This is a genomic window from Halorubrum sp. SP9 (assembly GCF_005435015.1).
GTDB lineage: Archaea > Halobacteriota > Halobacteria > Halobacteriales > Haloferacaceae > Halorubrum > Halorubrum sodomense.
Genome location: NZ_SGXU01000001.1, coordinates 30,219 through 52,762, shown reverse-complemented (window position 1 = coordinate 52,762; position 22,544 = coordinate 30,219). Strand labels below are relative to the sequence as shown.

The 22,544-nt window shown below is 69.7% G+C and carries 20 protein-coding genes and 1 tRNA gene; 8 read left to right on the top strand and 13 right to left on the bottom strand.

Going from position 1 to position 22,544, the window contains the following annotated elements:
* Positions 1-72 precede the first annotated feature (72 nt).
* A tRNA-Leu gene (locus EXE45_RS00245) sits at positions 73-157 on the bottom strand.
* Positions 158-355: 198 nt separating this feature from the next.
* Here EXE45_RS00245 and EXE45_RS00240 point away from each other — a divergent pair.
* Positions 356-916 carry a DUF420 domain-containing protein gene (locus EXE45_RS00240; RefSeq protein WP_092923065.1) on the top strand — a complete coding sequence of 187 codons (561 nt, stop codon included), beginning with the start codon at positions 356-358 and terminating at the stop codon, positions 914-916.
* Between the two features lie 27 nt (positions 917-943).
* Here the strand turns inward: EXE45_RS00240 and EXE45_RS00235 are convergent, their stop codons facing one another.
* The 6 genes from EXE45_RS00235 to EXE45_RS00210 all read right to left on the bottom strand — a co-directional run bounded on the left by EXE45_RS00235 (position 944) and on the right by EXE45_RS00210 (position 9,760).
* On the bottom strand, positions 944-2,032 hold the full coding sequence (locus tag EXE45_RS00235) for a halocyanin domain-containing protein (RefSeq protein WP_092923068.1): 1,089 nt from the start codon (positions 2,030-2,032) through the stop codon (positions 944-946).
* Positions 2,033-2,154: 122 nt separating this feature from the next.
* Positions 2,155-3,654, bottom strand: coding sequence for an amidophosphoribosyltransferase (gene purF, locus EXE45_RS00230; RefSeq protein WP_092923071.1), 1,500 nt, complete (start codon positions 3,652-3,654; stop codon positions 2,155-2,157).
* Positions 3,655-3,792: 138 nt separating this feature from the next.
* The gene (locus tag EXE45_RS00225) at positions 3,793-4,185 is read right to left on the bottom strand and encodes a DUF5820 family protein (protein WP_092923074.1); all 393 of its coding nucleotides are present in this window, start codon (positions 4,183-4,185) and stop codon (positions 3,793-3,795) included.
* 76 nt (positions 4,186-4,261) lie between these two features.
* Positions 4,262-6,478 carry a ribosome rescue protein RqcH gene (gene rqcH, locus EXE45_RS00220; RefSeq protein WP_137693207.1) on the bottom strand — a complete coding sequence of 739 codons (2,217 nt, stop codon included), beginning with the start codon at positions 6,476-6,478 and terminating at the stop codon, positions 4,262-4,264.
* Positions 6,479-6,553: 75 nt separating this feature from the next.
* Complete coding sequence (locus tag EXE45_RS00215) at positions 6,554-7,882, bottom strand: S8 family serine peptidase (protein ID WP_137693206.1); 1,329 nt, start codon at positions 7,880-7,882, stop codon at positions 6,554-6,556.
* Between the two features lie 138 nt (positions 7,883-8,020).
* The gene (locus EXE45_RS00210; protein WP_137693205.1) at positions 8,021-9,760 is read right to left on the bottom strand and encodes a tRNA uridine(34) 5-carboxymethylaminomethyl modification radical SAM/GNAT enzyme Elp3; all 1,740 of its coding nucleotides are present in this window, start codon (positions 9,758-9,760) and stop codon (positions 8,021-8,023) included.
* 523 nt (positions 9,761-10,283) lie between these two features.
* Between EXE45_RS00210 and EXE45_RS00205 the strand changes: the two genes are divergently transcribed.
* Complete coding sequence (locus EXE45_RS00205) at positions 10,284-11,801, top strand: DUF790 family protein (RefSeq protein WP_137693204.1); 1,518 nt, start codon at positions 10,284-10,286, stop codon at positions 11,799-11,801.
* Between the two features lie 375 nt (positions 11,802-12,176).
* On the opposite strand, the gene EXE45_RS00195 is transcribed toward EXE45_RS00205, so the two are convergent.
* Together EXE45_RS00195 and EXE45_RS00190 are read right to left on the bottom strand one after the other, a co-directional pair.
* A complete protein-coding gene (locus tag EXE45_RS00195; protein ID WP_137693202.1) occupies positions 12,177-12,707 on the bottom strand; it encodes a hypothetical protein in 531 nt (176 codons plus the stop codon).
* A complete protein-coding gene (locus tag EXE45_RS00190) occupies positions 12,704-13,636 on the bottom strand; it encodes an RsmB/NOP family class I SAM-dependent RNA methyltransferase (RefSeq protein ID WP_137693201.1) in 933 nt (310 codons plus the stop codon). Before EXE45_RS00190 ends, EXE45_RS00195 begins: the two co-directional genes overlap by 4 nt.
* Positions 13,637-13,732: 96 nt before the next feature.
* Here EXE45_RS00190 and EXE45_RS00185 point away from each other — a divergent pair, with 96 nt between their 5' ends.
* Positions 13,733-14,470, top strand: coding sequence for a proteasome assembly chaperone family protein (locus EXE45_RS00185; RefSeq protein ID WP_092923095.1), 738 nt, complete (start codon positions 13,733-13,735; stop codon positions 14,468-14,470).
* A gap of 3 nt (positions 14,471-14,473) precedes the next feature.
* Here EXE45_RS00185 and EXE45_RS00180 read toward each other — a convergent pair whose 3' ends face one another.
* The gene (locus EXE45_RS00180) at positions 14,474-15,853 is read right to left on the bottom strand and encodes an isochorismate synthase MenF (protein ID WP_092923097.1); all 1,380 of its coding nucleotides are present in this window, start codon (positions 15,851-15,853) and stop codon (positions 14,474-14,476) included.
* 107 nt (positions 15,854-15,960) lie between these two features.
* Positions 15,961-16,575, bottom strand: a complete 615-nt coding sequence (locus tag EXE45_RS00175) for a sulfite oxidase-like oxidoreductase (RefSeq protein ID WP_092923100.1) — start codon at positions 16,573-16,575, stop codon at positions 15,961-15,963.
* 211 nt (positions 16,576-16,786) lie between these two features.
* Here EXE45_RS00175 and EXE45_RS00170 point away from each other — a divergent pair, with 211 nt between their 5' ends.
* The 3 genes from EXE45_RS00170 to EXE45_RS00160 all read left to right on the top strand — a co-directional run bounded on the left by EXE45_RS00170 (position 16,787) and on the right by EXE45_RS00160 (position 19,582).
* Entirely contained in the window at positions 16,787-17,002 is a 216-nt protein-coding gene (locus tag EXE45_RS00170; RefSeq protein WP_092923103.1) for a ribbon-helix-helix domain-containing protein, read from the top strand.
* Positions 17,003-17,103: 101 nt separating this feature from the next.
* Positions 17,104-17,382, top strand: a complete 279-nt coding sequence (locus EXE45_RS00165; RefSeq protein WP_008442749.1) for a UPF0058 family protein — start codon at positions 17,104-17,106, stop codon at positions 17,380-17,382.
* Positions 17,383-17,614: 232 nt separating this feature from the next.
* Entirely contained in the window at positions 17,615-19,582 is a 1,968-nt protein-coding gene (locus EXE45_RS00160) for a rhomboid family intramembrane serine protease (protein ID WP_137693200.1), read from the top strand.
* 52 nt (positions 19,583-19,634) lie between these two features.
* On the opposite strand, the gene EXE45_RS00155 is transcribed toward EXE45_RS00160, so the two are convergent.
* Positions 19,635-20,258 (bottom strand): METTL5 family protein, encoded by a 624-nt coding sequence (locus tag EXE45_RS00155; protein ID WP_092923109.1) that lies wholly within the window; start codon positions 20,256-20,258, stop codon positions 19,635-19,637.
* A gap of 3 nt (positions 20,259-20,261) precedes the next feature.
* Positions 20,262-20,657, bottom strand: coding sequence for a hypothetical protein (locus EXE45_RS00150; RefSeq protein ID WP_092923112.1), 396 nt, complete (start codon positions 20,655-20,657; stop codon positions 20,262-20,264).
* A 396-nt stretch (positions 20,658-21,053) separates the two neighbouring features.
* Here EXE45_RS00150 and EXE45_RS00145 point away from each other — a divergent pair, with 396 nt between their 5' ends.
* Both EXE45_RS00145 and EXE45_RS00140 read left to right on the top strand, forming a co-directional pair.
* The gene (locus EXE45_RS00145; RefSeq protein WP_092923115.1) at positions 21,054-22,007 is read left to right on the top strand and encodes a transcription initiation factor IIB family protein; all 954 of its coding nucleotides are present in this window, start codon (positions 21,054-21,056) and stop codon (positions 22,005-22,007) included.
* A 93-nt stretch (positions 22,008-22,100) separates the two neighbouring features.
* The gene (locus EXE45_RS00140; protein WP_092923118.1) at positions 22,101-22,535 is read left to right on the top strand and encodes a universal stress protein; all 435 of its coding nucleotides are present in this window, start codon (positions 22,101-22,103) and stop codon (positions 22,533-22,535) included.
* Positions 22,536-22,544 lie beyond the last annotated feature (9 nt).

The window sequence follows — 22,544 nt, the reverse complement described above, 5'->3', positions numbered from 1 at the left end:
GGTCGAAAGGAATTGTGCGTGGGTGCTGTCGTGTAGACAACACCGTACATCGTGGGGGTGTACCCCGTGCGATGCGTGGGACCGGATTTGAACCGGCGGACCTCTACAGGACAGCGCCCTCAACGCTGCGCCGTTGGCCTGGCTTGGCTACCCACGCTCGCGGTGTTCTGTCGCGTCTCCACGTACCTCTCCCCTAATTAAAAGCCCTTCCATTCGGCGGGACCGTGGCGGGGTTTCGCAGACGGCGGTCGAGCGAGCGACGGCGCGGCGACCGCGAGCGGAACGCGCCGACTACAACCGGCACGCCTCGACCGCAACCGGCACGCGTTTGGGGGTCGCGTTCCACCCCACGAGTATGTCCGACTGGGCCCGCGAGAACGTCTCCGTCCTGACCGCCGTCGCCTCCGTCGTCGCGCTCGCGCTCGTCTTCGGCGCGGTCGGGGGCGCGATCCCGAGTTCGCTCCTCCCGCGCGCGAGCGACGCCGTCCTCGCCGCGATCCCGCACTTCAACGCCGCCGTCTCCCTCACCGCCATCGCGACGATCCTGCTCGGCTGGCGTGCCATCTCCCGGGGGAACATCGAGCGCCACCGGAACTTTATGGTGACCTCGTTCGCGCTGTTCGCCGCGTTCCTCGGCGCGTACCTCTACCGGCTGGTCCACGTCGGGACGACCGAGTTCCCCGGGCCGGAGCTCGTCTACTCGTACGTCTACCTCCCCTTCCTGGCGATCCACATCCTGCTCGCCATCGTCTGCGTCCCGTTCGTCTTCCACGCGCTCTTCCTCGCCGCGACCCGGCCGTACGAGGAGATCTACCACACCCGCCACTCGCAGGTCGGACTGGTCGGCGCCGTCCTCTGGCTGATCTCCTTTACGATGGGGATCGGCGTGTACCTGATGCTGTATCACCTGTACTGAACGACGAGAACGGTTCGGTTCGGTCTGCTACGCGGTCCGGTTCCGCTCGGCCTTCTTGTGTGCAGCGTAGAACAGCGGGACGAGGAGCGCGCCGGCGAAGCCGAAGCCGAGCGCCAGCGTGCCGATGTCGCTCGCGGAGAGGCCGCTCCCGCCGCCCCCGCCGCCAGAGCCGCCGTCACCGCCGTCGCCGCCGATGAGGTCGTCGGCGACGGCGCCGACCGCGACGGCCCCCTTCATCCCGACCGCCCGGTGGGGCTCGCAGACGTAGCGGAACACGTCGCCCTCGCCGGCGTCCGCAAACGTGTACTCGAAGGTCGCTCCCGCCTCCGAGACCGGCTCCCCGCTGTCGAAGGTACCGTTCTCCTCGACGACGTTGTGGCCGCCGCCCTGTCCGGTCCACTCCCAGATCACCGTCGTTCCGGGGTCGACCAGAATCGCGGGCGGATCGAACCGCAGGCCGTTCTCGCCCGCGCCGACCGAGACGGTGACCTCGCTCTGCCCGCGGAGGTCGCGCGTCCCCTCGTAGTTGCCGACGTTCGCGAACCAGTCCCCGTATCCGGCCGGTTCGCCGCCGGATCCGCCCGACCCGCCTGACCCGCCGCTACCCCCCGCTTGCGGGTCGACGAGCTCGTCGTCGACGGAGCCGACCGCGACGGCGCCCTTCATCCCGATCGCCCGGTGCGGGCCGCAGTAGTAGTTGAACGTGTCGCCGTCCGCGGCGTTGTCGAACGTGTATTCGAAGGTCGTCCCCTGCTCGGAGACCGCCGACCCGCTGTCGAAGGTGCCGTCTTGCGCGACGACGTTGTGACCGCCGCCCTGGCCGGTCCACTCCCAGACCACGGTCGCGCCCGGGTCGATGAGGATGGCGGCGGGACCGAACCGGAGTCCGTTCTCGCCCGCGCCGACCTGAACGGTGACCTCGTCCTGCCCGCGGTAGTCGTGGGTGCCGTCGTAGTTGCTGACGCCGTCGAGCCAGCCACCGTACTGGGCGGCCGCGGTCCCGCTGCCGGCGGCGACTCCCGCGGTGACCGCCGCCCCGGCGGCCCCGGCGCGGAAGAACCCGCGGCGGCTCATCGACGCGGCGGCGTCCTCGGCGGCGTCGGCGTTCCGTGTCATGTCCCCACGTCTGACCGTGAGCGTATTTAAGCCCCCGATACGTCCCGAGCGGTCGGAGCGGCGCCGAACGTGTGCGGGGTCGCGTCCGAGGGGGCTCCGAATCGTCCGCCGGCGTTCGGGAGTTAATCGTCCGCCGGCGTCGCCCCTGAGACCGGCGCGTCGACGTCGCGGTCGGTCGCCTCTCCCTCCACGTCGAAGGGGTACTCGCCGGTGACGCAGCCGAGGCACAAGTCCGCGCGGCTCTCGCCGAGCGCCTCCGCGACCGCGTCGATCGAGAGGTACGACAGCGAGTCGGCGCCGACCTCCTGACGGATCTCCTCGGTCGAGGCGTCGGCGGCGATCAGCTCGTCGCGCGTCGCCATGTCGATGCCGAAGTAGCAGGGCGCGAGGATCGGCGGCGCGCCGATCCGGAGGTGGACCTCCTCGGCACCCGCCTCGCGCACCAGCTCGACGAGCTGGGTCGAGGTCGTCCCGCGGACGATGGAGTCGTCGATGATCGTGACCGACTTCCCCTCCACCGTCGAGCGGATCGGGTTCAGCTTCAGCCGGACCGCGCGCTCCCGCTCGTCCTGCGTGGGCATGATGAACGTCCGGCCCACGTACCGGTTCTTCATCAGCCCCTCGGCGAACTCCACGCCGCCGTCGTCTGCCGCCCGCGGCTCGCCGTCGGCCGTGGTCTCGCCCGCGGCGTCGGCGTAGCCGGAGGCGAACGCGCGCCCGGAGTCGGGCACCGGCATCACCACGTCGGACTCGACGCCGGACTCCTCCCAGAGCTTCCGGCCGAGCTTCCGGCGCACCTCGTACACGAGGCTCTCGTCGATGACGGAGTCGGGGCGCGCGAAGTAGACGTGTTCGAAGAAGCAGTGGGCGGTCGCGTCGCGCTCGACCAGCTGATACGTGTCGTAGCCGGTTCCGTCGGGGTCTAAGACGACGAGCTCGCCGGGGCGGACGTCGCGGATCAGTTCGCCGTCGAGCGTGTCGATGGCGGCCGACTCGCTGGCGAGCACGTAGCCGCCGTCGATTTTCCCGAGACACAGCGGGCGGTTACCGAGCGGGTCGCGGACGCCCAGCACGGTGTCGTCGTGGGTGATCGCCAGCGAGTAGGAGCCGTGGATGCGGTTCATCGTGTGCTTGACCGCCCGCACGAGGTCCTCTTCGAGGAGGTTACGCGCGAGGTCGTGGGCGATCACCTCGGTGTCGCCGTCGGAGGTGAACGCGTGGCCCGCCGCCGCCAGCTCCTCGCGCACCTCGTCGGCGTTCACGAGGTTGCCGTTGTGCGACAGGCCGAGCGAGCCGGATTTGAAGGAGACGGAGAACGGCTGCGCGCAGCTCTTGTCGAGGCTGCCGGCGGTCGGGTAGCGCACGTGGCCGATACCGGTGCCGCCCGACAGCGACGCGAGATCCCCCTCCTCGAACGCGTCGCCGACGAGGCCGCGCTCGACGTGGCTGTGCTGTTGGAACCCGTCGTGCGTGACGATCCCGGCCGACTCCTGGCCGCGGTGTTGGAGCGCGTACAGCGCGTAGTACAGCGGTCGCGCGGCCTCCCGGTCCGCGAGCGAGACGCCGACGACGCCGCACTTCTCCCGCGGTTCGTCGCCGCCGTAGTCCCCACCGGCGTTCATGTACGCGAGGGTCGGGCGGGCGGCGATAAAAATCCTCGTGTTCGTGGCGTATCCCCCCGCTTTTCGCTTCGAACTATGCGCGAACGTGTATAATCAAGGGATAGTCGCGGCGCGGTCACGCGGTCCGGGAGACGGCGGTCAGGGCGTCTCCTCGCCGCCGACGAACTCGTCGAGGCGCGCGAAGTAGTCCTCTCGGGGCACCTGGTACGCACCCCGGTAATCCACCTCGCCCGCGACGAACCGCTCCGCGACGTCGACCGCGCCGGCGGCACCGTCCTCACGGCTCCCGTAGGTCTCCGCGACCGCCTCGATCTCGGGCTCTAAGAACAGGACGACGTGCCACTCCTCGGTCGCGTACTGGCCCGATCCGGGCCGGGCGTTCCGGGCGCCGTTCGTCAGGTAGATGGTCGGGAGACACTCGTCGGGGAGGTCGCCGCTCCCGAAGACGTCGGGGCGGTAGACGAGGATCGCCCGCCCGCTGGGCTCCTCGTTCCACAGCCGCCACCCCTCCGGCAGCGATTCGAAGGCCATGACGCCCCCTCGGTCGCGGAGGCTTGAAAACGTCGCGCTCGGGCGATCGGCTTTGCCGTCAGTCAGTTCGGCCCGTTCAATCCACGATGTCCGACCCGCCGGGCGGGAGGAACTCCTGGAGCTGGTCCGCGCTGGCGACCTTGCGGACGAACGACTGGTCGGTGAACCGCTCTTTGAGGTTCCGGTAGGCCATCATCGCGGCGTCGTTCTGCGCGTACATCCCCGGCTCGAAGGTGACGTGCGCGGCCGCGCGGTCGACGACGGCCGAGGGCGGCCCGCCGATTGCCCGGGTGACCGGCTCGCACTGGACGCCGACGGCGATCCGGCAGGGCACGTCCTCGAAGTAGGTGCGGTCGCCGCGGATCACGAAGCTCCCCTTCTCGATGTACTCGCCGCTCTCGGGGGTCTTCGACACCTGGTCCGGCTCGACCATGTACGCGTCGCCCGCGCCGCGGCCGTCCTTCCAGTCCGACGAGTAGGAGACGGCGAACTGCGCGGCCTCGCGCAGCGTCTCCTCGGAGAAGTCGACGGGGTCGGCCGACTCCGACGGGCCGGACGCCTTGAGGATCGTCACCGGCCCCCCGTGCGCCTGCGTGTGGAAGAACCGGTCGTGTTTGCTCATGTACTTCTTCACCAGCTCCTCGTTCTGGTCGGCGTTGCGCCCGCCAATGACGAGGTAGCCCGTGGACGTGCGGAACCAGCGGAACCGCTCGAACCAGTCGTCCGGGCTCCGGATCGGGATCGAGGAGCGCGAGAGCCAGTCGGTCTCGTACGCCTCGTCGTCGCCCTCCCCGTCCGCGCCCTCGCCGCCGTCGCCGCCGCTCTCGTCGTCGGCCTGCTGCTCCGCCCACTCCCGCTTCCGTTCCCTGACCGCTTCCAGCTCCTCGCGGGTCGATTCGATGGCCGCCATCGCGCCCTCCTTCTTCTCCTCGACGCGCTTCGCCTCCCGGTAGAGGCGGTCGGCGTTGACCTCCACGCCCTCGCTCGCGTCGAGTTCGACGCGGGTCGTGCCGCCGTCGGCGTCGTCCGCCTCGGCGTCCGCCTCGTCGAGCTCGACGGTCACCGTCCCCTCGCCGCCGTCGACGTCGACGACGGCCTCAGCAGCCGGAATGCCCCGCTCCGCGCCGGCGTCGAGCGTCTCTGCGATCTCCGCCCACGGCACCTCGTTCTCGCGTGCCTCTCGGACGGTCGAGAGCACCTCGTCGACGAGGTCGTAGTGGGCGTACAGCAGCTCCGCGCGCTCTCGTTCCGCCTGCGCCTGCTCCTCGAACCCCTCGATCGCGCCCTCCTGCTGTTCGATGATCCGTTCCTGTTTGGCGATCTCCTCCTCGAAGTCCGGGCGGGACGCGCCCGCGTCGGCGGGCGCCTCGCCCTCCTCGCTAGCCTCGTTCCCGAGCCGATAGAAATACTCGTCGACGGCGGCGTTGAAGGAGTCGAACCCGACGCTCGGCAGGCCCTCGTGTTCCGCGAGCGGGAAGGGCGTCACGTCGACGACGCGGAGATCCGACCCGTCGTCTCCCGCCTCGCCTCCCTCGCCGTCGACCGACTCCTCGTACACGCGGGGGTCGACGTCGCCCGAGCGGAGCCGCTCGTCGATCCGTGCGAGCGCGTCGTGGAGCGCGCCGAGCTGGTCGTCGGTCACCGCCTCGATCGGCGTCTCCTTCTCGACGCCGGCCCGGGTACACACCTCCTCGGCGTACAGGCCGCCGAGGTTCAGCTGGGTCGCGAGCGTGCGCACCACGTCGCTGTCCGACTCGCGCATGTGGCGCTCGAACCCGCCGTAGCTCACGTCGAGCGGGTTCAGCCGGGAGGCCGGGTACTCGTACTGCGAGCCGGGCGCGACGGTTCGAGACTTGAGCCGGACGGTCGAGAGCGACCCCACCACCTCGCCCGTCTCGTCGAGCGCGGCGACGTTCCCCTGACCGAACAGCTCGGCGACGAGCGTGGTGTTCTGGTCCTCGCGCTCGAACTCGAAGGTGAGGATGCGGTCGAACTCGTACTGCTCGACGCCCGCGAAGTCGGCGCCCGACATCCGGTTGCGCAGCATCTTCGCGAAGTTCGGCGGGCGACCCGGCGCGTCCGCGACGTGGTCCGGGTCCGCGGCGTGCGCGCGCTTCACGTCGCCCACCTCGATCATGAGCTCGACGCGGCCGCGGTCGAAGTCGCGGAGCTTCAGCCGGAGCAGGTCGTCGTCGTAGAGGTACGCCTTGTCGACCTTCGCGCCCTCGTACCGATTGAGCTCGGTGACGAGCGCGGCGAGGTCGATGCTCGACAGCTCCCGCTTCTGGTCCATACTCGAAAGACACCGCCGGGCCGGAAAAAGGCGTGTCGTTGTGGGGACGAGTCGCGTTTCGTCGTATCCCCGCAGTTACTTCTTTTTCTTCTTGTTCTTCCCGTTCTTCTTCGCCAGCGACTCGACGGTGTTCAGGGCGTTGATGCGACCGGCGCCGAGCTCGGGGTCGCTCTTGCCGTTCACAAGCTCCGCGCCCTGCTGGATCGCCTGCTCGACCTGACTCGGACCCGCGTTCGGTTCGAGTTCGCGGACCAAAGCTGCGAGCCCTGCGACCTGCGGCGCCGAGAACGACGTGCCGGCGATGTACACGTACGCACCCCGCTCCAGCGGGTAGGTGGTGAACACGAGGTTCGTGGGGAACGGGAACGGCGTGTCCGTCGAGAGCGTCTTTTCGAGCGTCTCGTAGCCGCCGCCCGGCGCCGCAACGTCGATTTCGTTCGTGCCGAAGTTCGAGTAGAACACCAGTTCGTCGTTCGGTCCGGTCGTGCTCACGCTGAACGCCGCCGGGACGCTGTTCGGGAGGCTGAACCCGCCGCCCTGCTGGAGGTTACCTCCCGCGTTGCCGGCGCTGGCTGTAACCACGGTCCCGCGGCGCACCGCGCTCTGGAACACGGTCTGGATCGCGGCGCGGATACCGCCCTGGTTAGCTTGAGGCGGAAGAACGCCTGGAACGCCGAGGCTGAAGTTCGCGACGTCGGCGCCGACCGCCGCGGCGTAGTCGATCCCGGCGAAGATGTCGATGAAGCGCGCACCGCCCTCGTCCGGGAACACGCGGACCGGAATCAACTCGGTGTCGGGTGCGACGCCGACGATCCCTTGGTCACCGGTCGCGCCGACGACACCGGCGACGGCCGTCCCGTGGCCGCGCACCTCGTCGTCCGCGCCGTCGGTGGCGCTGGCGTCCTCGGGGATGAACGTCGCCGCGAGGTCCTCGTTCACGTTGCCGAGGTCGGGGTGATCGAAGTCGATCCCCGTGTCGACGACCGCCACGCTCGTGCCCTCGCCGGTCGCGAACTCCCGCGCCTCGCCGGCGTCGATCCGACGGTTGTCCCACTGGAGTTCGGCGAATGCGGGCTCTTCGTCGGTCTCGTCCGGGTCGACCACCTGGCGGTCGACGGGCTCGGTGAAGTCGAGCCTGACGTCCCGTGAGACCGCGGACACGCCCGCGACGCCCGAGAGGTCGCTCTCGGCGTCCGCCGGTCCACGAACGCCGAGGATCTCTCCGTCCGCGACGGTGCGGAACACCTCGAACCCGGCGTCCGCGACCGCGTCCGAGACGCCGTTCCCCTTCCCGGTGACGACGTACTCCACCGACCCGTCGCTCGCCGAGGCGAGGCCGGCGACCGAGACCGAGGCGCCCGCCGCGCCGATACCTTTCAACAGCGTCCGTCTGTCGAGTAACATGGTAACTATCCCCGTGCGGGGTATGCCGTGCCACGGACCGAACTCATTTAAATAATTTGGCTACCGAGTAGTTGTTTTAACGTCACAGGTAGAGTATTATACTCGTTGCGTGGACGACGAAGGGCGACGCGGCGGGCGCTACAACCGCTTCGACACGTACGGCCCGTCCTGCCGGTAGCCGAGCTTGTTCCGGTAGTACTCGCGGGCGCCGATGCCGGAGATGACGGCGATTTTCCCGTACCCGGCCTCGCGTGACAGTTCCTCGGCGCGTTCGAGGAGTCGCGTCCCGTACCCCTGGTGCTGCCAGTCGCCGTCGCCGCCGATGCCGACCTCGTTGCCGTACACGTGGAGCTCGCGGACCAGCGCGGCGTCCTCGAGTTCGCGGCGGATCGGGTCGCCCTCGGTGCCCGCCGCGCCCGGCTGGTCGGGGGCGAACGAGGGGAATCGCAGGCGACAGAAGCCGACGAGGAGGTCGCGGACGGGGTCCTCGAAGGAGATGAAGTGCTCCGTGCCGCCGCCGGCCTCGTAGGTCAGCACGTCGAGTTCGACGTCGTCGGGGTCCGGGTCGGCGTCGTTGTGCCCGACCTCCCGGGCGCGGATATCGTGCTGGACGATCCCCTTCTCCTCGGCGCGCTGGGCCGCGAGCTGGCGGAGGTTGGACTTCTGGACGCCGGCGTCGATGAAGTCCGCGGGGATGTCGCGCTGGACGCGCTGGAGCCGCGTGTACTTCGGGATCAGGTCCATGACCTCGGCGACGACATCGGCCGCCTCCTCGCTCGTGAGCGGGTCGAAGTCGTCTCGGCGCCAGCGGTCGTACACCCGGGTTCCCTCGACGACGAGCGTGGGGTAGATCTTCAGGTAGTCCGGGCGCCAGTCGGGATTGTCGAACAGCTGCCGGAAGTCCTCCAGACACATCTCCCGGGTCATTCCCGGCTGGCCCGGCATCATGTGGAAGCCGACCTTGAACGCGGCGTCGCGCAGGCGGCGGTTGGCGTTGCGGGAGGCCTCGTTTCCGTGCCCGCGGTGCATGTCGCGGTTGATCCGCTCGTAGGTGGTCTGGACGCCGACTTCGACCTTGGTACCACCGAGATCGAGCATCCGGTCGATCTGCTCGGGGTCACACCAGTCGGGCTTCGTCTCGAAGGTGGTGCCGATGTTGCGGATCTCGTTCGTCTCGTTTTCCGCGATCACGTCCTCGAGGTACTCGAACTCGGTGTCTTCCGGCGCGGGCGCGAACGACTCGCCCTCGGCCGGCTCCGGCTCCTTGTCGAGGTCGTAGTCGTTCATCGCCTGGAGCGCGCGCTTCACGAACCACTCCTGGTAGTCGTGCGAGCGCGCGGTCATCGTCCCGCCCATCAGGATGAGCTCCACCTTGTCGACCGGGTGGCCGATCTTCCGGAGCTGTTCGAGCCGGAGGGTGACCTGCCCGTACGGGTCGTAGTCGTTCTGCTCGCCGCGCGCGGCGGCGGGCTCGTGGCCCGTGTACGACTGCGCCGAGGAGAACTCCGAGGCCGGACCGCCGGGACAGTAGAGGCACTTCCCGTGGGGGCACAGCTCGGGGGAGGTCATGATCGCGACCGGCGAGACGCCCGAGGCGGTCCGGACGGGCTTGCGCTGGACCACCTCGATCACGTCGTCGCGCGCCTCGGACGGGGCGTGGTCGAGGATCTCGGTGTTCTTCGGCACCTTCGGGGAGCCGAACTCCGAGCAGGCGTCGAGCTTGGCGCGTTCGAGGTCGTCGCGCTCGATCTCGCCGTCGAGGATGCGATCGACGAGGTGCTCGCAGGTGCGGACGAACGCCTCGGAGTCGGTGGCATCCGCGGCGGCGTCGTCGCCCTCGCTACCGGCGTCCCCGTCACTCGCCGCGTCGGTACTCATTACGCTCCGATCGACGGGTTTCGGAGTTAAGCGTGTCGCACCGATTCGTGAGAGGGGTGCGCGTCGGCAGCAGAGCGGGAGTCGGCGCCACGGCTCCGACCGCTCAACGCCGCGTTTCCCGCCTCGACGAAACGAAATTCGAGTTCTCGACCGCTCGGCTATACGAGGGCTTCAGATCTGACAAATCGGCGAGCGACACCACCGAAGCCCCAGCCGGGAGGCGGGCGCACGCTCGCTGCGGTCCTCGGTTGGTCGCTCGCTTCGCTCGCTCCCGCCCTGCGGTCCTTACTTCGCCTGCGCCCGCCTCCCGGCTGCCCCTTCGAGTCCCACCCGACCACGACCGCACAACACCTCTCCCCTCCCCAGCCTCGTCAGTCGCCGTCGCTTTGCTCCGGCGACTGACTCCCTCGCGCGTGCCGCTCGGCCGCGGTGCGGCCTCGCAGGCACGCGCCACCGCGACCGCACGTTCGGGGGGTGGAACCGAACCCGCTCGTTTTAGGCAGGGCGCGGCGTACCCCGCCCCGTGTTACGGAAGGACCTCCTGCGCGTCTCCCGGGCGGGCGGCGGCTACCGCCCGCAGTTCACCGGCCGGGAACACCGCCCGCTCGCGGCCCGCGTCCTCGGGACGTTCGAGTCGCACGTCGGCGAGCGGCGCGGCGACCTCGACGACGCGCTGGCGGACCTGGAGGCCGACGCCGCCGCCCGGAACGGCGACTTCAAGCTCGTCCGCGGGCTCGCGGCGCTCGTCGAGCGCGAGTGCGAGTTCGAGACGCGCGCGCCGGTCCCGCCGCGTCGCGTCCGGCGGGCCGCGTTCGAGGCGGCCGAAGCGGTCGGCGTCGCGAACGAGGCGGACCGGGAGGTCGCGGTCGAGCGCGCCGCCGACGCGCTCGGGATCGGCGCGGGCGAGGTGGAGGCGTCGCTGTACGCCGACCGCGACGTCGAGCAAGTGCTCGTCGACGCCGACGTGCGCTGGGACCCCGACGCCCTCCTGGAGCAGTACGATCTTTCGCTCGCCCAGACCGCGCTCTTCGACGCCACCGAGGTCCGGGTGCGGTCGAACGACCCGAAGCGGCTCGTCTCCGCCGTCAAGCGACTCCGACTGATGTACGAGGTGGAGAAGACTCCGGACGGCCGCGAACTCGTCGTCACCGGCCCGGACCGGCTGTTCTCGCGAACCCGCCGCTACGGGACCGCGTTCGCGCGGCTGCTCCGAACGGTCGCGGAGTCGGCCGAGTGGTCGCTGGAGGCGACGATCGACGACCGCGGGCGCGAGCGCACGATGCGCCTCTCGGACGGCGACGTGACCGTGCCGGACGTCGAGCCCGTCGCGGAGCCCGACTTCGACAGCGGGGTCGAGGCCGACTTCGCCGGGCGGGTCCGCGGGCTCGACCTCGACTGGACCCTGGTGCGCGAGCCCGAACCCCTCGAAACGGGCGCGAGCGTCATGATCCCGGACTTCGCGTTCGACTACGCCCACGCCGACTTCCGGCTCTTCTTCGAGGTGATGGGCTTCTGGACCCCCGAGTACGTCGAGAAGAAGCTCTCCCAGCTCGCGGACGTGGAGGACGTGGACCTTCTCGTGGCCGTCGACGAGAGCCTCGGCGTCGGCGAGGAGATAGCCGCGCGCGACCACCGCGTCGTCACCTACTCGGGGACGGTGCGCGTGAAGGACGTGGTCGACGTGCTCCGCGAGTACGAGGACGAGTTCGTCGCGGACGCGGCCGCCGCCCTCCCCGATTCCCTCTCGCCCGACGCCGACGCGATCGGACTCGACGACCTCGCGGACGAGCGCGGCGTGAGCGTCGAGGCGATAGCTGACAAGGCGTTCCCCGACCACGAGCGCATCGGGCGGACGCTCGTGCGGCCGGCGGTGTTGGCGGCGATCGACGACGAGATCGAGGCCGGGATGGCGCTCTCGGCGGCCGAAGCGGTCCTCGACGATCACGGCATCGACGACGCGAGCGCGGCCCTCTCGCGGCTCGGCTACCGGGTCGAATGGGAGGGGCTCGGCGGGGGAACGGTTCGGGAGAAATCGGAATAACGTATTTAACTAAGTGCCGTGGCGCGCGCCTCCGAGCGCCCAGCGGGCGCGAGTAGCGAGAGACCGGAGGTCTCTCTGACAGCCGGCGGCTTCGCCGCCGGCGAGAGCGCGTGCGAGGGAGTCGCCAGCGCTTTTAACCGCGAGCGACGAGGCCGGGGAGGCGTGAGGTGTCGTGCGGTCGCAGTCGGGTGGGACTCAAAAGAGCAGTCGCGAGGCCGCCGTAGGCGACGTAAGCACCGCAGGGAGCGAGCGAAGCGAGCGACTGAGGGGCGCAACGAGCGTACGGCGGCCTCGCGGCTGGGGCTTTGGAGGTGTTCACCGGAGAGCCGCAATCAACCACTCATAAATAACAAAACGGTTCGCTAACCTGTTCAGTCACTCCACGACGGGCAAGTCGGCCCGACTGCCCTTCGGGACCACGGAGCGCAGTTCGTCGTATAAATACAGCCCGACCCCGATCGGCACCGACTCGCCGGCGACCTCGTGGGTCGCGATGAGGTAGCCCCAGTCGCCGTCCCACTCGGGGAGGTCCTGATCGTCGCCGGCCGCGAACCGAGACGCCTGCTCGGGGTCCAGTTCGATCACGTTCTTCGTCGCGCGCGATCCGAACCGCGAGACCGCTCGGCCGGTCGGCTTCCAGTGTTCCTGTCGCGTCCGGAGGAAGGTCATCCCGATCGCCTCCACCCGGCTCGGGTCGGTCGCCTCGCCGTTGAAGATCCAGACCTTCCCGGCGCCCTTCTCCCAGAAGCTGTATCCTTCGAACACCTCCGGGCCGATATCGAACCGTTCGTCCCACCAGTCGAGGACCTCCGCGCGGCTCGCGCGGCCCTCGACCTCGCGGTCGGCGGGCGTCTCGGGGAGGCGGTCGAACCGCTGGCCGTCGTTGGTGGGGGCGTCGTCGGTCACGCTCCGACCCCCGTATTTTTGTTCCCCCCCACGCGTAGCTTCGCGCAGAAGAACCCGCCCGTGTCGTTGCGGTGCGGGTAGATGCGCTTCGCGCGCGTCACGGACTCGTCGTACGTCTCGCCGTCCCACTCGGTCACGCCGGGGTCGGTTTCGAGCGGGAGGTCGAACTCGACCAGCTCGCAGTCCTCGTTCGCGAGGACGTGGTCGAGGACGGCCTCGTTCTCCTCGGGCGCGAACGTACACGTGGAGTAGACCACGACCCCCCCAGGTCTGGTCGCCTGGACGGCGCGGGCCAGCACCCCCTTCTGGATCCCCGCGACCGCGTGGACGTGGTCGAGCGTCCACTCGTCGAGGACGTCCGGATTCTTGCGGCAGGTGCCCTCACAGGAGCAGGGCGCGTCGACCAGCGCGCGGTCGAACTCGTCGAACGCGAGCGGCCTCGTCGAGAAGTTGCGGGCGTCTTGGTTCGTGACGACCGCGTTCGTGATCCCGAGTCGCTCGGCGTTGTGCCGGAGCGCGGAGAGCCGCCCGAGGTTGTTGTCGTTGGCGACGAGGGTGCCCTCGTCGCCCATCGCGTCCGCGATCTGGGTCGTCTTGCTGCCGGGCGCCGCGCAGGCGTCCCAGACGCGCTCGCCGGGCCGCGGGTCGAGCGCGAGCGTCGGCAGCACGGACACCTCCTCCTGCCCGTGGGTCCAACCGTGGACGTACGGCCAGTTACCGCCGGGGTTGCCGTCGGGGAGGCGGAAGAGGCCGTCGTGCCAGTCGACCGGCTCGTGGGCGACGCCCGCCTCGTCGAACGCCTCGCGGACGCGGGCCGGCGTCGCCGCGATCCGATTCGTGCGCACGACCGAGGGGAGCGGGCGGTCGCACGCCGCCCGGAACGCGTCGACATCGTCGACGAGCGACTCGTATCGGTCGAGCGGGTTCATGACCCACCTTTCGCCCCGGGCGGTTAGACCGTTTCGGGACTCGCTCGGCCCGGCTCGCGCCCCACCTTTAGGTCCGCGCCCCGCGTACGCCCGGCCATGGCCCGTATATCCACCGTCGAGGACGTGTCGCTGGACGAGCCGACGCTGGTCGAGGGGTTTCCGGGCGTGGGGCTCGTCGGCAAGATCGCGACCGACCACCTGATCGACGTTCACGGGATGATCCACTACGCGAACGTCCACTGCGACGGGCTGCCGCCGGTGGCGGTGTACCGCGAGGGCAACGCCGCGGCGACGACGCCGGTGCGGCTCTACGCGGACCCGGAGCGGGACCTCGTCGCGCTCCGCAGCGACGTGCCGGTGAACCCGGCCGCCGCGTCGAAGGTCGCCGCGTGCCTCGGCTCGTGGTTCGACGAGACGGGGCTGTTCCCCGTGTTCCTCTCCGGACTCGGCCGCGAGAAGGACGACGAGCCGCCGGCGCTGTACGGGATCGCGACCGGCGACGGCGGCGAGGCGCTCGCTCGGGCCGAGGTGGAGGCCCCCTCGGAGTCCGGGCTCGTCTCGGGGCCGACCGGCGCGATGGTCGCGGCGGCGCTGGAGCACGACCGCGACGCCGTCGGGCTCGTCGTCGAGTCCGATCCGAAGTTCCCCGACCCCGAGGCGGCGCGGCGGCTCATTCTCGACGGGATCGACCCGATCGCGGGCACGGAGACGCCGACCGACGGGCTCGTCGACCAGGCGACCGAGATCCGCGAGGCGAAACAGCAGCTGGCGGAGCAGATGCGACAGGCGAACGAGGAGAGCTCGCAGGCCGAGCCGCTGAAGATGTTTCAGTAGGGGTCAGTCCGCGGAGTCGACTCCGGCGTCGGCCTCCAGCTCGTCGAGGATCGGCCGGTACTTCAGCTGGACCTCGTCCCACTCGCGGTCGGGGTCCGAGTCGGAGACGATGCCGACGCCCGCGAACAGCGTCGCGCGTCGCCGGCTCGCGACGGCCGAGCGGATCGCGACCGCGAACGCGCCGTTGCCCGCGGCGTCGATCCAGCCCACCGGGGCGGCGTACCAGCCGCGGTCGAACGGCTCCGTCTCGCGGATCGTCGCCAGCGCGCGGTCCGGCGGGAGCCCGCCGACCGCGGGCGTCGGGTGGAGCGCCTCGACGAGGTCGAGGACGTGGCGGTCCGCGTCGAGCTCGGCGGTAATCGGCGTGTGGAGGTGCTGGACCGTCGCGAGCCGCCGGACGCGGCGCTCGCCCGCGGAGACCGACGCCGCGAACGGCTCGAGCTGGTGCCGGACCGTTTCCGCGACCAGCTCGTGTTCGTGGACGTTCTTCTCGTCGTCGAGCAGCTCGCGCGCGAGCCACTCGTCTTCGGTCGGCGTCTCGCCGCGTCCGGTCGTCCCGGCGAGGGCGTCCGTCTCGACCGTCCGGCCGCGCAGCGAGACCAGCCGCTCGGGCGTGGCGCCGAAGAAGGCGCTCTCCCCGGCGGCCGGCTCGAACCAGTAGCGGTGGCAGTCGGGGTACTTCTCGGCGAGGCGTTCGAGCGTCGCCGCGCGGGGGAAGTCGGCCGCGAGGTCCGCCTCCAGCGCCTGCGCCAACACCACCTTCCGGAGGTCGCCGTCGCGGATCCGGTCGACCGCGGCGCCGACGCTCTCGCGCCACGCCTCGCGGCTCGTCGTCCGACGGCTCTCGCTGATTCCCGGGCGGGGCGAGCGGGCCGCGGAGCCGTCGACCGCGCCGTGGTCGGCGTCACCGAGCGCGGCGAACCGCTCGACCTCGCGCGCCAGTCGGTCCTCGACTGCTGCCGCGTCGGCGTCGGCACCGACCGCGTTGACGGTCAGCCACGTCCCGTTGTCGGCGACGGTCAGTTGGGTCCGAGGCAGCACGAACCGAGCCTCGGGAAACGGCCCCCACGGGTCGCCGTCGCAGGCCCCCTCGTGGAAGGCGAACCCCCCGAACACGCGCGGGCGGGCCGCCTCCGTACCGGCGTGGACGTCGCCGGCTTCGAACAGCTCCGTCGCCGCCTCGCGGATCGACGCGAACCGGTCGCTTCCAGCCGCGGTCAGGGTCGCCGCCGCGCCGCCGCCGATCACCAGCGCGTCGTCGGGGGCGCTCCAGACCGTGCGCGGGGCGGAGAGCGCGTCGAACGCCGCCGCGAACCCCGGCTCGTCGACAGCTGTGGTCCGGCTGACCAGCGGCGGCGACGACCGGGAGCGCGCCTGATCCATGCGTATCGAATCGGGGACGGGGACCCTTTATCCTGACTATCGGGGCGGAGCAGGCGGGGAAAATCGGGCAGGGGGACGAGAGAAATCGGGCGACGAGACGTCGGTCGTCAGCTGTATCGGTCCTCGTTCCAGGGGTTCGCCGTGTCGCTGTACCCGCGCTTCTCCCAGTAGCCGAGCTCCTTCTCGGTAAGGAACTCGACGCCCGATACCCACTTCGCGCCCTTGTAGGCGTACTTGTGCGGCGTGACGACGCGGATCGGGCCGCCGTGATCGGCCGGGAGATCGTCGCCGTCGTAGCCGTACGTGAGCTGGACGCCCGGCCTCGTACATTCCTCCAGCGGGAGGTCGGTCGTGTAGCCGTCGAGCGAGTGGAACATGACGTGTTCGGCGTCGTCGCGGACGCCGGCGCGCTCGGCCAGATCGGCGAACGAGACGCCCGTGAACTCGCAGTCGAACTTGCTCCACCCCGTCACGCAGTGGAAGTCCTGCCGCTGGGTGACGGCGGGGAGGTCGCGGAACTCGTCGAGCGAGAACGACAGCGGCTCCTCGACCGCGCCCCACACCTCGAGTTCGAAGGTCTGCGGATCCCACGCGGGCGTTCCGCTCTTCGAGAGGACGGGGAAACCGTCCGTCTCGCGCTGGCCCGGAGGGAGCCGATCGTCGCCGTACTCGCGGTAGAGATCGGTGAGGTCCTCGGCGGCGTCGACGCCGGATTCGGTCATGGAGGCGGATACGTCCCGAACCGACGTATGAATGTCGCTCTCTCGTCGCGTGAGCCTCCTTGCCATCGGAATGCGACGGGAGTGTTCGGATTTTCCAAATCAGAGTTCTACCGATCAAAAATATAATTTTAAATCTCAGTTCTGAGTTTTCAGATATACGCATCTGCGACGCCACCTTTATATTTCCCATCCCACAAGAGCCGGACAGCAAATGCCACGAGTGAAAATAACGGTGCCGGAGCATCTGGAGATGCAGATCGCCCAGATGGTCGAGGAGGGAGAGTTCCTCAACCGCGAGGAGGCGGTCGAGGAGCTGCTCTCGACGGGCATCAAGGCGTACAAGACGAGCGGCCCGCGGGAGGACGACGACTCCAACGGGTTCGAAGACGAGGGAATGATGGGCCACGAAGACGAGTACGTCTTCTGACCGGCGCCGGCACCGATTTTCCCCCACGGTCCCCGAACGCGCGGAATCGTGCGTACCCGCCTCAACAACCCTTAAAGGGCCTACGGCCCGTATCTCGGGGTATGCACAAGGACGAACTGCTCGAACTCCACGAACAGATGGTGACGATCATGGAGCACTTCCGCGCGCAGGAGACGGTCGACGGATCGCTTTTCGACCCCTACGACGAGCTCGAGGTCGATCCGTCGCACGTCCACAAATCGAAGAGCGAGCACAAACACGCCGTGTTCGTCCTCGGCAACGCGCTGGCGAACGCGATGAGCGAAGACGAGTTCTCGCCCGCCGGCCGCGTCGGCAAGCGGATGGAGGAACTCGCCGACGACGCCGAGAACAAGATCTGAGCGGAGGCGGTCGCGGACGCGACTGCCCCCTCGACGCTCCGCCGCTCCCTCTCCGAGCCCCGCTCCCTATCGCCCGATTCCTTCCGAGCCCCACTCCCGATCGACCGATTCCTTCCGAGCCCCGCTCCCGATCGACCGATTCCTTCCGAGCCCCACTCCCGATCGACCGATTCCTTCCGAGCCCCGCTCCCGACCCCCGAATTGATGTACGCGCAGTCCCCTCCAACCCGACATGGTCGCGGGAGCGCTGACATCGGACGCCGTTCACCTCGCCGCCGGTGGCATCGGCGTCGTCGTCGCGCTCGCCGCAGTGTACCTCGTCGATCACCCCGGCGGTGACTGGACGCGGGCGCTCCGATCGCGGCTCCTCCTCGGCGTTCCGTGGGGGACGCTCGTCGTGATCGCCGGCGTGATCGGCGTGTACCTGTTCGTCCAGTCGGGGATCGACGACCCGAACCGACCGGTCGTGATCCCGTTTCGATCGTGGTCGTACTTCTACCCGGAGGGGATGGTCTGGTCCAGCTTCGCCCACGCGAGCCGCGGGCACATCACCGGTAACCTCCTGTCGGCGCTCGTCGCGGGCGGCCTCGCGGAGTACGCGTACGGCCACTTCCCCGGCGGACGCGAGGTCGACGACGCGGAGTCCCCAATCGTCCGGTTTCGGCGCCGTCCGGAGTACCTCCGACGCCTTGCGAATCACCTCCGGCACCTTCCGAATCACCTCCGGCACCTTCCGAATCACTTCCGGCACCTTCCGAATCACTTCCGACGCCTCCCGGGTCGAGTGCGACGGCTGCCGGCCCGGATCGCCGCCGTCGACTCGCCGGGAGCGAACCCTTACGTTCGGGCGTTCCTGATCGTCCCCGGCGTCGCGGTCGCGTTCGGCCTCGGGTTCGCGCTGTTCGCGCTGGGACCAGTGATCGGCTTCTCCGGCGTCGTGTTCGGGTACTGGGGGTTCGCGCTCGTCTCGCGGCCCGTCACCGCGGTCGTCGCCACGGCGGGAACGACGCTCGTGCGCGTCCTCTACGACGCCCTCCGAGTCCCGGTGGCGTTCGCGGAGGCGTCCCCCTCGTACGGCGCGCCGGGGTGGGCGAACGTCGCGATCCAGGGCCACGCGATCGGGCTGATCGCCGGGGCGCTGCTCGCGGTTCTCCTCTCTCGCCGGCGGGCCCGAGGCCCGGGCGACGAACGCCGTGACGGAGACCCGACGGGGAGCAGATGGAAGTACCACCCGCTCGCGACGGCTGACGGGGACGGACTCGGGGCGGACGCGACCCAGCGGTCGGCGCTCGTCGTCTTCGGCGCGCTGCTGCTGTTCGGCGCGTCGCGCCGGCTGTGGGCGGTGTACTGGTACCTCGGCAACGAGCAGTACGAGCTGTACCGCGCGGTCGGGCTCGGGCTGCTCGCCGTCCTGGCCGCGCTCGTCGCCGTCGCGGCCGTCTCTCGCGACGAGCCGTTGTGGCCGGCGCGGGCGGTTCCGAAGCCGGAGACGCTCCGAGACGGAGTCCGATCGGCGACGCCCGCGGGGGTCGGCATACTCCTCCTCGTCGCTGCGCTGGCGGCGGTCGCGGGGCCGGGGGTGGTTCCGAACCTCGTCGCCGTCGACGACGGGGACCTCCCCGGCGACCCGATCGAGGTGGAGGGGTATCGGGTGACGTACGCCGAGAACGTCGAGAACCAGCTCGTGGGCGTCGTCGACGTGGAGGCGTTCGGCCGCTCGACGTCCGTCAACACGTCGGGGGTGATCGTCACCCATCCGGATCGGGAAATTTGGACGACGGCGGTCTCGAAGGGGAACCTCGCGTTCTGGGGGTACCGGGCGATCGATCTCGGGGGGACGGGGTGGCGCGAGACCGTCTGGGTCCAGCGGGTCGGCTGGGTCGCCGCGAACGGCGGCCCGACCTACCGGGTCGACGCGGTCCGCGACGACACGAGGCGGACGCTGTTCACGAGCGAACCGGCGCGGGCCGAGCCCCGGATCGACGGTCGGAACGTCGTCGTCGCGGCCACGCAGGGCGGGTTCGAACTGTCGGTGATCGGCGGGAGCGGCACCAACGTCACGGCGCCGCTTCCGGCCGCGAACGAGTCGGTGACGGTCCGGGGGATCACCCTCGTGCGCGAGGGCGACGTCCTGTTCGCGGAGCGCGGCGAGACGCGGGTGCGGATCGCGCAGCGGGAGCGATACGAAGGGCGGCAGTAGGAGACGGGAGAGGCGGGAACGGCGTGAGGGAGACCGGAGCACGTCGCGGGCGCTACGTCCACTCGATCCGGTACACTTCGGTGTCGACGTCGCGCGCCTCGTCGGCGTGGTGGTCGAACTGCGCGTCGATCCGGAACTCGGCCGCGAACGCGTGCGTCACCTCGCCGCCTTCGTCGGCGGCGAACGACTCGACGAACTGCCGGCTCCCCGCGTTGTGGATCGAGTAGGAGACGGCAGCGAGGTCGCTCGCGACGGCGAGGAACGCGCGGTCGGCGTGTCTGTTCCCGTCTTGGGCGCCGAACGGGGGATTCATCACGACGGTGGCGGGTTCCGCGACGGCGAGCGGCGGGCGGGTGGCGTCGCCGCGGACCCAGTGGACCGGTGCGCTGGCGGCGACGCGGCGCTCGTTGGCGCGGGCGGTCGCCAGCGCGTCGCCGTCGAGTTCGAGGCCGACAACGCGCGCGGGTCCGCGCAGCGCCGCGGCCAGCGCGAGCATCCCGGTGCCGGCGCCCAAGTCGATCACGGTGCGACCCTCGACGTCGCCGTGGAGGTCCGCGAGGTGGACGACGTGGGCCGCCAGCTCGGGCGGCGTCGGGTACTGTTCGAGGGCGGCGTCGGGACGCTCGAAGCCGGCGACGACGCCGAGCTTTGTCGCGAGCGACCGCTTCGTCGCCATCGGTCAGGCGGCGCCGTCGCCCTCGACGCGGACGAGTTCGACTCCCTCGCGGTCGGCGCGTTCTGCGAGCGCCGCGAGCGCGGTGTGAACCTCCTCGCACGTCGCTTCGTCGACGCGGACCTCGATCCGACCGGCACCGAGGAACGACGCGGCGCGGACGAGTCCGCGGAGTCGGTCGGCCTCGCGCTGGCGTTCGAGCGTGCTCTCGGCGTCGAACTCCGCCTCGGTCGCGACCGCGGCGGGCTGGTAGCCGCGGGCCGCGAGCCCCTGTTTGAGGTCGCGGAGGTGGTCGGGCGCGGTGCTGTCGAGGTCCGACGCGTCGATGACGACCGGGTCGACGTCGGCGGGGCGACAGCCGCGGAGCGTTCGTTCGATGCCGGACGAGGAGGTGGTGCTCATACACCCTGATATGTACTAGTTATACAAAAATCTTTATAGATGTTTTGTAGTAATATACGGCGGAGGCGACGGCGGACTGGACGCTCCGCGGGCCGGGGGTTCACGACCGTTGACGCGCGACGCGGAGACTCACGACCGTTGGCACACGACGCGCCGAGATCGACCTCGGAAGCCCGGAGGGATGATTCCGGCCTCAAACCGCGGTCACGTTTCGTGCGTCGCGGTGCCGGCGGCGGGGCGTGTCGACACCGTGTTCGGACCGGCAACGGTTTTCTAATTCCGAATGTAGGAGCGTTCTACGTACAGCTAAAGGCGTATTCGACCGATCCCAAGTTTTTCGTCGTCGTCGTGGGGTGTGGGCAAGAGTTAAATACGCAAACGACCAGAAACCTTTTAATGGAACGTCCGAGTCGCCAGCGGCAACAGGAGCGAGAGGCGGAGCAGGAAACGGACGAATCGACGGTCTCCTGTCCGGAGTGTGACTCGGAGAACATCGTCACCGACGCCGACCAGGAACTCGTCTGTGAGGACTGCGGGCTCGTCTTGGACGAGCGCAACATCGACCGCGGGCCGGAGTGGCGCGCGTTCAACCACTCGGAGCGGCAGTCGAAGTCTCGCGTCGGCGCCCCCATCACGGAGACGATGCACGACAAGGGGCTAACGACGACCATCGACTGGAAGGACAAGGACGCGTACGGGCGGTCGCTCTCCTCGGAGAAGCGCTCGCAGATGCACCGCCTCCGCAAGTGGCAGGAGCGGATCCGGACGAAAGACGCGGGCGAGCGCAACCTCCAGTTCGCGCTCTCGGAGATCGACCGGATGGCGAGCGCGCTCGGCGTCCCGCGGTCGGTTCGCGAAGTGGCCTCCGTCATCTATCGACGCGCGCTCAACGAGGACCTGATCCGCGGCCGCTCCATCGAGGGCGTCTCCACCGCCGCGCTGTACGCCGCCTGCCGGCAGGAGGGGATCCCCCGCAGCCTCGACGAGGTCGCGGACGTCTCGCGGGTGCCACAGAAGGAGATCGGCCGGACGTATCGGTACATCTCCCAGGAGCTCGGCTTAGAGCTGAAGCCCGTCGACCCCAAGCAGTTCGTCCCCCGGTTCGCGTCCTCGCTCGAACTCTCCGAGGAGGTCCAGTCGAAGGCGACCGAGATCATCGACGTCTCGGCCGAACAGGGGCTGCTCTCCGGGAAGTCCCCGACGGGCTTCGCGGCCGCCGCGATCTACGCGGCCTCGCTCCTCTGTAACGAGAAGAAGACCCAGCGCGAAGTGGCGGACGTCGCGCAGGTCACCGAGGTCACCATCCGGAACCGGTACCAAGAGCAGATCGAAGCGATGGGGTTCCGATAGGGCGGCCCGTCGAATCCGCCGATCGGTCGCGGCGTCCGCGACGCGACTGTTGGATCGGGTTTTTAATCGATACCCGCTGTATCCACGACCGAGATGTACGCAGAGATCCTCGTTCCGACCGACGGCAGTCCGGCGTCGGACGCCGCGATCGAACACGCGATCGGCCTCGCAGACCGGTACGACGCCCGTCTCCACGCCCTGTACGTCGTCGACGGCGCGGCGTACTCCAGCCTGGAGGCCGGCGCGGAGGTCGTCGTCGAGGCGCTCGAGTCGGAGGGCGAGAAGGCGACGAAGCGCGTCGCGGACGCAGCTGACGACGCGGGCATCGAGTGCGTCACCAGCGTCACGTCCGGGACGGCGTACCAGTCGATCCACGACTACGTCGACGAACACGGCATCGACGTCGTCGTCATGGGGACGCACGGACGGAAGGGGATCGGCCGCTACCTGCTCGGGAGCGTCACGGAACGAGTCGTCCGGACCTCGGACGTCCCGGTGTTGACCGTGCGACAGTCCACGGATGAGTAGTCGCACCGC

What these genes read in the sequence shown, in the direction of transcription:
- EXE45_RS00145 (WP_092923115.1), top strand. Translation starts at nt 21,054, where the DNA reads ATGGAACGTCCGAGTCGCCAGCGGCAACAGGAGCGAGAGGCGGAGCAG.
- EXE45_RS00175 (WP_092923100.1), bottom strand. Translation starts at nt 16,575, where the DNA reads ATGACCGAATCCGGCGTCGACGCCGCCGAGGACCTCACCGATCTCTAC.
- EXE45_RS00160 (WP_137693200.1), top strand. Translation starts at nt 17,615, where the DNA reads ATGGTCGCGGGAGCGCTGACATCGGACGCCGTTCACCTCGCCGCCGGT.
- EXE45_RS00150 (WP_092923112.1), bottom strand. Translation starts at nt 20,657, where the DNA reads ATGAGCACCACCTCCTCGTCCGGCATCGAACGAACGCTCCGCGGCTGT.
- EXE45_RS00170 (WP_092923103.1), top strand. Translation starts at nt 16,787, where the DNA reads ATGCCACGAGTGAAAATAACGGTGCCGGAGCATCTGGAGATGCAGATC.
- EXE45_RS00185 (WP_092923095.1), top strand. Translation starts at nt 13,733, where the DNA reads ATGGCCCGTATATCCACCGTCGAGGACGTGTCGCTGGACGAGCCGACG.
- EXE45_RS00215 (WP_137693206.1), bottom strand. Translation starts at nt 7,882, where the DNA reads ATGTTACTCGACAGACGGACGCTGTTGAAAGGTATCGGCGCGGCGGGC.
- EXE45_RS00210 (WP_137693205.1), bottom strand. Translation starts at nt 9,760, where the DNA reads ATGAGTACCGACGCGGCGAGTGACGGGGACGCCGGTAGCGAGGGCGAC.
- EXE45_RS00225 (WP_092923074.1), bottom strand. Translation starts at nt 4,185, where the DNA reads ATGGCCTTCGAATCGCTGCCGGAGGGGTGGCGGCTGTGGAACGAGGAG.
- rqcH (WP_137693207.1), bottom strand. Translation starts at nt 6,478, where the DNA reads ATGGACCAGAAGCGGGAGCTGTCGAGCATCGACCTCGCCGCGCTCGTC.
- EXE45_RS00155 (WP_092923109.1), bottom strand. Translation starts at nt 20,258, where the DNA reads ATGGCGACGAAGCGGTCGCTCGCGACAAAGCTCGGCGTCGTCGCCGGC.
- EXE45_RS00235 (WP_092923068.1), bottom strand. Translation starts at nt 2,032, where the DNA reads ATGACACGGAACGCCGACGCCGCCGAGGACGCCGCCGCGTCGATGAGC.
- EXE45_RS00190 (WP_137693201.1), bottom strand. Translation starts at nt 13,636, where the DNA reads ATGAACCCGCTCGACCGATACGAGTCGCTCGTCGACGATGTCGACGCG.
- purF (WP_092923071.1), bottom strand. Translation starts at nt 3,654, where the DNA reads ATGAACGCCGGTGGGGACTACGGCGGCGACGAACCGCGGGAGAAGTGC.
- EXE45_RS00140 (WP_092923118.1), top strand. Translation starts at nt 22,101, where the DNA reads ATGTACGCAGAGATCCTCGTTCCGACCGACGGCAGTCCGGCGTCGGAC.
- EXE45_RS00240 (WP_092923065.1), top strand. Translation starts at nt 356, where the DNA reads ATGTCCGACTGGGCCCGCGAGAACGTCTCCGTCCTGACCGCCGTCGCC.
- EXE45_RS00180 (WP_092923097.1), bottom strand. Translation starts at nt 15,853, where the DNA reads ATGGATCAGGCGCGCTCCCGGTCGTCGCCGCCGCTGGTCAGCCGGACC.
- EXE45_RS00165 (WP_008442749.1), top strand. Translation starts at nt 17,104, where the DNA reads ATGCACAAGGACGAACTGCTCGAACTCCACGAACAGATGGTGACGATC.